The sequence below is a fragment of the Candidatus Thiosymbion oneisti genome, from assembly GCF_900092655.1.
In the GTDB taxonomy this organism is placed as follows: Bacteria; Pseudomonadota; Gammaproteobacteria; order Chromatiales; family Chromatiaceae; genus Thiosymbion; species Thiosymbion oneisti.
Genome location: NZ_FLUY01000599.1, coordinates 1 through 11,610, shown reverse-complemented (window position 1 = coordinate 11,610; position 11,610 = coordinate 1). Strand labels below are relative to the sequence as shown.

The following is an 11,610-nucleotide window of genomic DNA, read 5'->3' as shown; positions in this document are numbered from 1 at the left end:
CCGTAACCCGACAGACGATGATGGGAGCCAGCCTGGGATGTCGGGTTACGGCGCGTTCAGCCTCGGTTGTCCACGCCTGCATCGCAAGGCGCGCCTAACCCGACCTACAAAACTTAACTTAATGGCATTGGTGTCTAATCCACTCAAAACCCTGCTGCTTCGAATGCGACGCCCCTTTTTTCATGACGGGGTCGCTCGGGTCTTGGTTGCTGCCACTCGCTTGGCAAGCCGTTCCAGGCAATGCTGATAGTCATCGCAGGTATTCCGCAATTCCTCCGCTAACCTTTCCCTCTCTATCAAGAGGTTATTCTTCTCTACCAAGAGGCTATCCTTTTCCTGCCGAATGGTGGCACGATGGGCCCACATCCCAAACCCTGCGAGTACTACAACCAAGGCAATGTATGTGTAGAGTAGGGGAAGATGTTTCATGTACTCAGGAAACAACCAAAGCACCCCGGATACCAATAGGGCCAAAACGATCAAAAAGACCAAGAATGGATCTCTAATCGCCTGAGTAACTTCCGATCCCAAACCGATCAGGGACTTTGGCAAGTTAACTGAGAACTGTATCGTCTTCTTTTCTTCGTTACCTGGTTTGGTCATCCGATCTTTCCCCTAGTAAGTCCCGACCTTCGCGTCTGCCTCTTCCTTCTGCTTCCGCCAGCGACGTTCCAGTGCTTGTGGGATCAGTTTTTCCAAGCGCTGGAGATAGTTGCCGGAGTCGGTTCGGGAAACATAGTCGTAGGCACCTTTGGCAATAACCTCGGGCATCTGATATGCAGTTACCAGAATCACCTGGGTCCAGAGATCCTTTTCCCTGGCCGCCTTGATCACGTCCAAGCCGGCCTCGTCTGTCTCCATGCGCAGGTCGGTAATAACCAGATCGAAATCCTTCTCCTCGATCAACCGGATGGCCTCCATGGCGCTCGCCGCCTTCAATACCTGGCCCCCGGTAGTCTTGGATGCGACGAACTTCAGTTGTTCAAGGAGATCAGGTTCGTCGTCTACCACTAACACTAATGTTTGAGCTTCTGACATGGTCATTTCACCTCCTGTTGTTTGGAATTTCGGCGTTTAACAAGGGAAGGCGGATGACAAAACGAGCGGCCTCGCCCGGCGTGCCCGTCTCCTCGATGGTACCCCCGTGGGCCTCGATGGATTGTTTGATGGTTGCCAGCCCCAGCCCTCTCCCCTTGCCCTTGGTGCTCGAAAAGGGCTCAAAGATCGATTGTTTGGACTGTTCAGGGATTCCGGGACCCGGATTGACCACCTCGATACATAGCTGGTCACTGCTTTCTTCTCGATGGGCGCGGATCACGATGGATGGATCGGTCACCGGCTCACTTGCCATACTCTCCAGCGCGTTCTTAATCAGCTCCGCGAAGGTGTCCGTAAGCAAGAGCTCGTCACCCATGAGCTCTATGGACGGTTCAGGAAGGTCGATGATAAGGCGTACCCCGCCGAGTCGGTCACGATTTTCTCGCTCAACCTTTTTCAGCAGATATCCCAGGTCCAACCGCTGCAGATCGAGTTTGGCGGGTTTCAACAGATTGCGCCAGCGGGTGAGCAACTCTTTGGCTATCTCGAATTCCTCCTGAAGCCGTTCGAACAAGACCTTGCTGTCCTCACCGGCCACGTCTCCCAGCGAGCTTTGTAGGACAAAGGCCGATCCCTCGGCCTGGGCGATCCGGTTGCCGATACTGTGTGCGGTCTGGCGGGCAAAATACCGCCACGCGGAATCCCGCCAGGCGTTCTCTCGTTCTTTACGCAGGTTTAGGTTCTCGATTGCCATGGCCGCTACCCCCGCATAGGCATCCAGGCTGATCCGATCCTTATCATCGATTTCCCGCTCCTCCCACAGAAACCGATAATCCACCATCAAGACCCCTTCCGTCTTGGCGCGACCCACTAAGGGGACACAGGCGAATGCGTGGTTCCCCTCCTCGGTGCCGGTGATCTTGCGGAGGATGATACGGAAGGGATCGGACATGCTATCTCCTACGATGACTGCTTTTCGCTCCACAAGGCAACGATGGAAGGCGCCGCCCAGCTCCCGCGCGGAAAACCGCTGTCGTTGGGTTGCCTGACTCAAGGGATGGTCATCCGCTTTTCCCGCACGGAGCTCGGCTTGAAACTGCTCGGCCTGTCCCAGATACCAGTCGAGCTTGTCATCAGGACCATTTAGGAGTTGCTTTTCCTGAATCTTGAGATATTTCCAGGTAGCGTCCGCCTCCTTTTGCGTCTTAGCTCCGATCGCCATCCTGCCGTAGACCGCGTCGTTTTCTCCCTCATCATTCAAGAATAGCAGGGCACGGGTAAAGCCGAGCCCGGCACCCGTCGTCACCCCGGTCAACAACAGCCGCAGAATGGTGTCGAGGTCATGCTGCGGATCCTGGATGCGGGAATAGATGACACTCAGGGAACGCAGGGGCCGGATCTGGCGTTCGAGCCGTTTGTAGAGATCTACGCTGTGGACGGCAATCATCGCCTGGATGGCGAAGGTCTCCAGCAGGCCGAGATCGTCCTCCCCGAAGGCGCCCGGTTGGGGGTGCTCCATATTGAGTACCCCCCACAGGCCATTCTCATCCTGTAAGGGAATGGCAAGCTCGCCCCGAGTCTCGGGTAAGACTCGGTAGTAGATACCCTGCCATTCGGGAGCTGTGACATCCTCGACCAGGACTGGCTTTCGGGTCCGGGCCACTTGTCCAATAATACCCTGGGATAGATTCTGGCGGTGAAACTGGCCTTCTTTGGGAAACCCATACTGGGCAACCACATCGAGCCTCTTCTGCCAAGGATCATATTGGAAAAAGGAGCCCGCCTTCGCGTCCGTGATATCCATGGCCTCCTTGAGGATCAATTCCATGACGTGCTGCTCGTCAGGCGCGCCGGTGACGATGGCCTGATCTACCCGACGCAGGGCGTCTCGTTCTCTGTTCTTTCGGTGCAGGTCTTGTTTGATTTGCTCCTGATTACGGGTCGCCCGGATGGTTAGAGCAGCCACTGCCGTTAGGGCTGGCACCAGGACCTCTTTGTCATCCGTACCGAATTGCCGCGGGACACGGTAATTGACAAACATCGCCCCAACCATCTTGTCTCGGTCCTGCAGTGGACAGAGAATGCGGGATTTGATCCCCTCCCGAACTACGAAATTACTATTGCCCTTTGTTGTTACTTCAGGACCCTCCAGGCAGTCATCGAGATAGTGAATCTCCCTATCCTCGATGATCCGAACCGCATTCTCCGGGACGGTTCCATGAGCCGCCTTGCTATCGATCAAACGCCCGGCCCGGGCCGGTGGATAGGAGAAGCGTTGTTTCGACTCCAGGTATTCGTAGATGGTCACCACATCGGCCGCGAGGATATTGGCGGCATACCCGGCGATGTCGTTCAGGAGCCGGTCCGGCTCGGCTGTCGTCACCATCATATGAGCGATGTTGTACATGTTGGTGAGATAGCGGGCCTGGTCACGGCCACGCAGCTCCCGGGTGGCGTTGCGGATGGCATTCTCCGCCTTGTGGGAAAAGGTCTCTCCCCAGCGGATCTCGTCCTCGGTGAAACAATGGTCGGTATGGAAATAGACATAGAGGATGCTCTTGCGCCTATCCACCACCAAGGGAAAGGCGGCAATCGCCTTAACCCCCTGCTCATAGAGGTTCGGTGCCAGCTCCTTGACGGCGTCGTCTTTCTCGCCACGGTTCTCGTCCGGCACGAACCTGGGCCGCCGGTGCTCGATGGCCGCATGGCCCAGGCGGTGGTGACCAGGCTTGGCTCGGTGGAAAAACCGCAGGCCGTGGTCGCCGACGGCCACTTCATAGGTGAATCTCTCCGGGCGCGTCGGGTTCGGGGTATAGGAGAAGTGGAGACTGGCCGCGTCCGCATGGAGGATGCGCCGGAGCCCGTCGGCCACGGTCTCGAGGACGCTGGGCAGCTGGGTGACACGAACCTTGATGGCGCCCTCGCTTACCAGATCGGCCAACCGCCGCGCTTGCTCGGGGGTAATGCGCCTATTCGGGTCCTTGTAGCCTGCATCCAGGGTACCCAGGGGATAGACCCAAGGGTAACCTTCCTCGATATTGGCCTGCAGCTCTAAGGCATACTGCCATCCGCCTTCAGGTAGCCGCTTTTCAGGGCCTTCCTGCCAGTGGGCATCCCGCCACCAGTCCTTGACCAGGCGTCCCGACCCATCCCGCACCAACAATATGGGGACCCAGGCCCGTACATAGTCCTGATGGCTGTAACGCTGATAAATCCAGGCATCGAAACGGGGGTCCTGGCCATGGATTATCTCGATACGTCGAGGATGGCTGCGCACCACATCCACCTGGATATCTCTGAGTTCCTTCTTGGTATCCATGGCATGCTTGGCGATTCCGGTCCAGTCCGTATCACCGGTGCCGAATACGGTCTCGATGGTCCGCTCCTCGGGACGCACCAGTTGCACCGCCACATAGTCGAAGCCCGTTTCAGCCTGGATCCGCTCACAGAGGTCGCGCAAGGTGTCCTCCAGCCTGAAGAGTCGAGCGACGGCCCGCTCCACCTCGTCCATCGAGGTCAGCACCCGGCGGGCCCAACCCAAGCCGGCGGAGACCTGTCCGGCGACGGCTTCCAGTACGGAGACGTCGCTTGGGATGAAATGGGTCCGCTGTAGAGAATTGACAAACAGGACACCGATGGTTTTGTCTTGTCGGTTAATCGGTACCCCGATCAGGGAGCGTACCCCTCGCTTCACCAGCCCCTCACGGACCCGTTTATCCGTGTGTGTATCATCGATCCGAATGGATTCGCCTTGCTCAAGGATCGCGCGGGTCAACCCACCCTTACTCCGGGGCCTGCTGACAGGCCACTCTAGACCTGCGGAACGGCCACCGAGTGTGAATCGATTGGTTCGGCTATCCAGCAACCAGAGGACACTGGCATCACAATCGGTCAATTTCCGGGCGACCTCGACGATAATACGCATTGCCTCGTTGATATCTAAAGATCTGGCGACGGCGCGGGTGGCCGTTGCGAGTAACCATCTTCGTCGCACTCGACCGGCATGTTCTCCGACGAGAATACCGATCCTGTCTAGGTGTCGGCGTATGGATTGACCGAAATCCTTCGGTAGCTCGTTCGATTTTGGGACAAACAGCCCGATTGCGCCCAGGGTCTCCGACCGCCAATGGGCCGGGAAGGCGAGCAGACCGAGCCGGTCTTTGGCTGCAAGCGATCGGCAGCGAGCCAATACTGGATCCTGGCGGATGTCCGGGATGGCTGCCTCCTTGCCGCTCGCAATGACCCTGGCAACCAAGCTGCCGTCCTCAATATCAGCGATAGCCTCGGTCAGGGCCTCCAGTCCCACCCCTGCCTGGCCGCGGGGGACGATGGCCCCGCCTTGGGTATTCTTGACCCAGATGGCAACGGGGGCTCCCACGAGTTCATGCGCCAGCTCGCACAGGGCATCCAAAACCGGTTCCACCTGATCGAATTCATCGTTTGAAGCGATTGTGCCCATGGTTTTTTACTCCTATTGCCGACGACAGGCGTCGTACTCGTTGCTGTGCTGTATAGTCGCGAGATGAGCGGATACCGGAAGGCCGGTCGATCTGATCCTATTTACTCGTTCCCTTGCGGCGGCGGTAATGGTAAATTTTTAAATGGTTAGCGTGGAGCAGTTCATTAACCCCGCCCCATTTTTTTATTTGATCCCCTCTCCCCGACCCTCTCCCGGAGGGAGAGGGAGTGCAACTTGTGGCGTGCCCAACACCCTGCTAGTGGCGCTGTTTCCATTTAAACCTTAACCACTACCGCGGCGGCAACCCGATCGCCGAATGTGTTCATACTCACAAAACTACTTGAGCGATCGGTCCGTATGCTATACCGGGTGTGAATATATTCATATTCCGCGGGCAGCAGACATGACCAAGGCGGAGGCGATTCAGCTCTTCGGGTGCAAGCAGGCGTTGGCGGAGGCGCTGGGTGTCCACCGGAGCCTGATTTTGAAGCTACCGGTTGAGGCTACCGAACAAGCCAATGTCATTAAGCCCGCGTAGGGCGGATAAGCTTGCACCATCCGCCGCATGTCAGCCACATCTGGCGGGTGGCGGCCAGGCTCCCTCCTGCGTCGGGACGGGGCTTGGTCTGACCCGACCTACAGGCCGCCATCCGGCGGGTGACGGCGCGCCCACCGCCGCGGCAAGCGCGGCGCTTGGCGCACGCGCCTGACCCGCCCTACGAGCTCTCAAAGCCCCTCTCCCCACGAGGGTGTCGCAAAAGCCCCTCTCCCGGCGGGAGAGAGCCTGCCCCGAGCGCAGCGAGGGGGCCGAGGAGAGGGGGTCAAAGGGTTAAGATCAGTGCCTTTTGCGATATCCTCCTGGAGCGGTAGGCAGACGCTCACCGTATCCTAGCACCCAGTTTCATCCAATTTTGCTGGTTTTCATTTCGAGCGAAGCGAGAAATCCTTGTCCCGACGAAGGAGGGATCTTATGACTTTGTGGTTGTCTCACCATCAAAGATCCCTCGCTACGCTCGGGACAAGGATCTCTCCCTTCGGTCGAGATGACAGAGACTGGTTTTACCGGAAAATTTTGCTGAAACGGGGTACTAGGGTTTTTGCCCAACTACCCGACTCGCTTCCAGGTCAAGCGCTTGTTTTAGCAGTGAGTATTATTCGGTGGCCCTGATCAAATTAGTTCAGGGCTTGCATTCTTTGGGTCTGACTCATGTATAATTAATAGTTTGCATACACTGCGCGTGGTTGTTTGGATCAGGGCTGAACATGGTATCGATTCGCTTGTCCCGAGGTGGCGCTAAGAAACGCCCCTTCTATCAGATCGTCGTTGCTGACGGGCGTCTGAAGCGTGACGGTCGCTACATCGAACGCATCGGCTTCTTCAATCCGATCGCTACCGGCGGCGAGGTGCGACTGCGGCTCGACCGGGTGCGCGCCGAGTATTGGATCGGCCGCGGGGCCCAGCCGTCCGAGCGGGTTGCCAAGTTGCTGAAGGAATCGGCCGCCGAGCCCGCTGAGGTCGTCGCACCACCCATGCCGTCCACTGCGGAGCCTGCCGAGGCCGAGGGGCCGGCCGCTTCCTGACCCGGATCGACGGGGCTCAGCCGGCGTTGGGATGGAGGACCAGGCGCCACCGGGGCTGCTGGTGGTGGGCCGCATCTCGGGCCTTTACGGCGTGCGGGGTTGGGTGAAGGTCTTCTCGGAGACCGAACCCCGTGACAACATCCTGACCTATCAACCTTGGTATCTCGGTGCAGGGCACAAACCGCGGGAACTGGCCGCGGGCAGGCCCCACGGCAAGGGCCTGGTAGCCCGGTTGGAGGCTTGTGAGGACAGGGACCAAGCCGCGGCCTTGGTGGGGTTAGAGATCAGGATTCGCCGCGATCAGCTGCCACGGCTCGGGGCCGATGAGTTTTATTGGGCCGACCTGGTCGGGCTGAGCGTCGAGACCTTGGATGCTAGGCCCCTCGGTCGGGTCGACCGGGTGTTCGCGACCGCCGCCAACGACGTGCTGGTGGTCAATGGGGATCGGGAGCGATGGTTGCCCTTCCTCTGGGATCGGGTCATCAAGGAGGTGGATCTCGATCTGGGCCGGATTCGGGTCGATTGGGACCCGGAGTTTTAAGGATCGAGGATGGGGGCTGTGCGTTTCGATGTCATCAGCCTGTTCCCGGATCTGTTCCGGATCCTCGCCGGGCAAGGTGTGGTCGGACGCGCGCTGGAACGGGGTAGCGCGGAGCTGCATCTGTGGAACCCGAGGGATTACACGCGGGACCCCCACCGCACGGTGGACGACCGGCCCTACGGCGGGGGGCCGGGTATGGTCATGAAGATGGAGCCGCTACAGGCGGCCATCGAGGATGCCAAACGCGCTGCCCCGGACAGTGAGGTGGCCTATGTGACGCCCCAGGGCCGCACCCTGGTTCAGGACACGCTTGCGGAGATCGCCGCCAAACCCGGTTGGATCCTGATCGCCGGCCGCTACGAAGGGATCGACGAACGGCTGGTGGAGCGCTATGTAGATGCGGAATGGTCTATCGGCGACTATGTGGTGAGCGGGGGCGAGCTGCCCGCCATGGTGATCATGGACGCGGTGATGCGCCTCCTACCGGGGACCTTGGGGCACAAGGACTCGGCCCGGCAAGACTCCTACGTCGACGGCCTGCTGGATTTTCCGCACTACACCCGCCCCGAGACGGTCGCGGGAGCGCGCGTGCCCCAGGTGCTGTTGAGCGGCGACCATCAGGCCATCGCCCGCTGGCGGTTGCAGCAAGCCCTCGGGCGTACCTGGCTGCGGCGCCCGGAATTGCTGGAGCGCAGGGGATTGAGTGCCGAAGAGAAGGTGCTGTTGAATGCATTTATCCAGGCCCATCGGGACGCTGAATGAGCACAGGAGCGAGAGGACTATGAACATCATTGATGAGCTCGAGCGAGCACAGATGAACCCTGATGTCCCGGACTTCGCGCCCGGTGACACCCTGGTGGTACAGGTCAAGGTGAAAGAGGGTAACCGCGAGCGTCTGCAGGCCTTCGAGGGCGTTTGCATCGCCAAGCGCAACCGCGGCCTCAACTCGGCCTTTACCGTGCGCAAGCTCTCCCACGGCGAGGGAGTGGAGCGCGTCTTTCAGACCTACAGTCCCGCGGTGGCCGGCGTTCAGATCAAGCGTCGGGGCAAGGTGCGACGGGCCAAACTCTACTACTTGCGCGGCCGTACCGGTAAAGCGGCGCGGATCAAGGAGAAGATCTGACACCTATCCCCCATCCTTGTGAGCCATAGCTTCTACTGGCACGACTACGAGACCTGGGGCCCCGATCCGCGGCGGGACCGTCCTGCCCAGTTCGCCGGTCTGCGTACCGACGAGGACCTGAATCCGGTCGGTGAGCCCCGGGTCCTCTTCTGCCGTCCGGCGCCCGACCTGCTCCCCCATCCCGAGGCCTGTCTCATCACCGGCATTACGCCCCAGCGGGCGGAGCGCGAGGGACTGATCGAGGCCGAGTTCGCGGATGCCGTCCAGCGCGAGCTGGCGTGGCCCGGTACCTGTGGGGTGGGCTACAACAGCATCCGTTTCGACGATGAGGTCACCCGCAACCTTCTCTACCGCAATTTCTTCGATCCCTACGCCCGCGAGTGGCAGAACGGCAACTCCCGCTGGGACCTGATCGATGCCCTGCGTCTCGCACATGCCCTACGCCCGGAGGGCATCGAGTGGCCCCGGCGAGAGGACGGAATCGTATCCTTCGCACTCGAACGGCTGACCGCCGCCAACGGCATCGAGCACGCGGATGCCCATGATGCCCTGGCGGATGTGCGTGCCACTATCGACCTGGCGCGGATGCTCAAGGCGTGTCAACCACGCCTCTTCGACTATGCCCTGTCGTTGCGTTCCAAACACCGGGCGGCGGACCTGCTGGATCGGGGCAGTCCCTTGCTCCATGTCTCCGCCCGCTATCCGGCGGAGCTGGGCTGTATCGCTCCCGTGCTGCCGGTGGCGCGGCACCCGGTCAACCGGAACGGCATCATCTGCTTCGATCTGCGCCAATCCCCGGACCCCCTGCTGAAGCTGGGCCCCGAGGAGCTCCACCGCCGCCTGTTCAGCCGCGCCCAAGACCTGCCCGAGGGCGTGGCGCGGATTCCCCTGAAAACAGTCCACATCAACCGTTGTCCCATCCTGGCCCCTATGAACACCCTAACGGTGGAGGCTGCCGAACGCTGGCAAATCGACACTGCTGTCGTCGAACGTCATGCGCGGAATCTAAAAGCCACACCCGGACTGGCGGACAAAATACAGCAGGTCCACAGGATGGCGACCTTCGAGCCGGAGACCGATCCGGATCTGATGCTCTACTCCGGCGGTTTCTTCCCCGACGCCGACCGCCGGGAGATGGCGCGTCTGCGTGGGCTTGGACCCGAGGAGCTGGCAGTGGCGCGGTTCGCGTTCGAGGATCTGCGCCTACCCGAGATGCTGTTGCGCTACCGGGCCCGCAATTGGCCGCATACCCTCACGCCGAAGGAGCAGGAGGCTTGGGACGCCTACCGTGCGCAACGCCTGACTGGTCCCGGTTCCGGCGGCAGCATCACCCTGGATACATATCGGAAACGCCTCACCGAGCTAGGCGCGGAAGCGACCGGAGACCCGCAGCGGCTTGCCCTGCTGGACGCGCTCGAGCAGTGGGCGGGGCGGGTGATGGACAGGGCTGGATGTGTGCCCCTTGTGGATGGTGCCGAGCCGCGTGACAGCCGGTGAGCACGATTGCGCCTTTGCGGTTCAAAGTTAAGGAGGGCAAAAGCCTTGACAAAGATGAAATTAGACACTATATATGGTGTCATATGAACAGCGAGGATCGTTTCAAAGCCTTCCTCGACACCCTGGAGTCCGCTAAGGCCGCAATGCGCTGTCGGGACATGGTGGATCTTCTCGATGGTCTGGGATTCGAGGTGCGGGACGGCAGGAAGCAGGGGCACAAGATCGTATTCCACGAAAATATAGCGGGGTTTTTCTCCGCAAGCTTCACCTGTGGCCATGGTCGCAATCCTGAGATCAAGCCGGCCTATGTGAAGCAGATCCGTAAGCTGTTGCTTCGGTATAAGTCTGAATTATTGAGTTTCCTGGAGACGAGAGATGAACATTGATGCGCACGCTTACAACATCACGGTTCGTTGCGGCGAATTCGAGGGTGAGATCCTCTACGAGGCGCGGGTGAAAGAACTGCCGGATCTCGTCGAGTACGGAGAGACCTTCGAAGAGGCCTACCGGCTTGCACTGGATGCGATTGAGACCACTGCCGGGGTCTGCGCGGAGAAAGGGCTTGCTATGCCTGCGGCAATGGTTCCGGCCGAAGACTACAGCGGTCGGGTGACGCTGCGGCTGGCGAAGAGCCTGCACCGTGCGCTCGCTGCAGCCGCCGATTCCGAAGGCGTGAGCCTCAACCAGCATTTGGTGAACATACTGAGTTATTACTCCGGGTTCGCGGCCGGCGGTCGTCACGAGGCCCTATCGTCAGGGAAAAGCGGTGGTCGAGGCCCCGTCGCAGTCTCGAACGAGCAGCGGCTCGGGGTCAACGATAAACCGGATCCTGCAAAAGGTTATCGATAGCCTTGAGATTCATAACCTCTGCTTGCGACGGACGCGACATCCACCGAGCCCAATGCCATTAAGTTAAGCGTCACCGGCAGCGTTTGTCATTGCGGTGGAACCCGTGGCGTTTGGTAGGTTTGAAGTTTCGGGAGGACAGGAACGAGCGGGCCGCACGGCCTCGACACCCGTAGCCCGTGCCGGCACCAAGTCCGTGAGCAGCGGTCGTCTTGTAGGTCGGGTTAGGCGCGCCTTGCGATGCGGGTGTAGGCAACCGAGGCTGAACGCGCCGTAACCCGACATCCAAGGCTAGCCTGCGGCATCCTTGACAAGGATAGTGACGCAAAGAGCAAACAAGCTTGAATATCTTCTGTTTGGAGACCTTCGTATTCGTCAAGGATTTCTGGTAGTGGCTCAGTTCGCGAAAAAACGGAAATTGCGAAAAAACGCAAGGACGCAAGGACGCAAAGAAAGAACAAAGAAACTTTGCGTCTTGGCGCCATTGCGTCCTGGCGTTAAATGGGCCGGAAAGTGAGCGGCCAA

General features: G+C 59.7%; 11 protein-coding genes. 8 read left to right on the top strand and 3 right to left on the bottom strand.

Annotation, left to right across the window (positions count from 1 at the left end):
• Positions 1 to 180: 180 nt before the first annotated feature.
• Genes BQ17_RS06560 through BQ17_RS06550 form a run of 3 tightly spaced genes read right to left on the bottom strand, consistent with a single transcriptional unit; the run spans position 181 to position 5,497 of the window.
• On the bottom strand, positions 181 to 603 hold the full coding sequence (locus BQ17_RS06560; protein WP_089725426.1) for a hypothetical protein: 423 nt from the start codon (positions 601 to 603) through the stop codon (positions 181 to 183).
• 12 nt (positions 604 to 615) lie between these two features.
• A complete protein-coding gene (locus BQ17_RS06555; protein ID WP_176722326.1) occupies positions 616 to 1,038 on the bottom strand; it encodes a response regulator in 423 nt (140 codons plus the stop codon).
• A 7-nt stretch (positions 1,039 to 1,045) separates the two neighbouring features.
• A complete protein-coding gene (locus BQ17_RS06550) occupies positions 1,046 to 5,497 on the bottom strand; it encodes a GAF domain-containing protein (protein WP_089725423.1) in 4,452 nt (1,483 codons plus the stop codon).
• Between the two features lie 403 nt (positions 5,498 to 5,900).
• Between BQ17_RS06550 and BQ17_RS23225 the strand changes: the two genes are divergently transcribed.
• From BQ17_RS23225 to BQ17_RS06515, 8 genes are all read left to right on the top strand, one after another.
• A complete protein-coding gene (locus BQ17_RS23225; protein WP_256091502.1) occupies positions 5,901 to 6,035 on the top strand; it encodes a hypothetical protein in 135 nt (44 codons plus the stop codon).
• A 725-nt stretch (positions 6,036 to 6,760) separates the two neighbouring features.
• Positions 6,761 to 7,078: a 30S ribosomal protein S16 gene (rpsP, locus tag BQ17_RS06545; protein ID WP_089725421.1), complete on the top strand. Its 318-nt coding sequence runs from the start codon at positions 6,761 to 6,763 to the stop codon at positions 7,076 to 7,078.
• A 31-nt stretch (positions 7,079 to 7,109) separates the two neighbouring features.
• A complete protein-coding gene (gene rimM, locus BQ17_RS06540; RefSeq protein ID WP_089725419.1) occupies positions 7,110 to 7,619 on the top strand; it encodes a ribosome maturation factor RimM in 510 nt (169 codons plus the stop codon).
• A gap of 18 nt (positions 7,620 to 7,637) precedes the next feature.
• A complete protein-coding gene (trmD, locus tag BQ17_RS06535) occupies positions 7,638 to 8,381 on the top strand; it encodes a tRNA (guanosine(37)-N1)-methyltransferase TrmD (protein ID WP_089725430.1) in 744 nt (247 codons plus the stop codon).
• A gap of 19 nt (positions 8,382 to 8,400) precedes the next feature.
• Positions 8,401 to 8,742: a 50S ribosomal protein L19 gene (gene rplS, locus BQ17_RS06530; protein ID WP_089725417.1), complete on the top strand. Its 342-nt coding sequence runs from the start codon at positions 8,401 to 8,403 to the stop codon at positions 8,740 to 8,742.
• A gap of 18 nt (positions 8,743 to 8,760) precedes the next feature.
• On the top strand, positions 8,761 to 10,239 hold the full coding sequence (gene sbcB / locus BQ17_RS06525; protein ID WP_089725415.1) for an exodeoxyribonuclease I: 1,479 nt from the start codon (positions 8,761 to 8,763) through the stop codon (positions 10,237 to 10,239).
• Between the two features lie 83 nt (positions 10,240 to 10,322).
• On the top strand, positions 10,323 to 10,625 hold the full coding sequence (locus BQ17_RS06520) for a type II toxin-antitoxin system HicA family toxin (RefSeq protein ID WP_089725428.1): 303 nt from the start codon (positions 10,323 to 10,325) through the stop codon (positions 10,623 to 10,625).
• Positions 10,615 to 11,088 carry a toxin-antitoxin system HicB family antitoxin gene (locus tag BQ17_RS06515; protein ID WP_089725413.1) on the top strand — a complete coding sequence of 158 codons (474 nt, stop codon included), beginning with the start codon at positions 10,615 to 10,617 and terminating at the stop codon, positions 11,086 to 11,088. Before BQ17_RS06520 ends, BQ17_RS06515 begins: the two co-directional genes overlap by 11 nt.
• Positions 11,089 to 11,610: the final 522 nt, after the last annotated feature.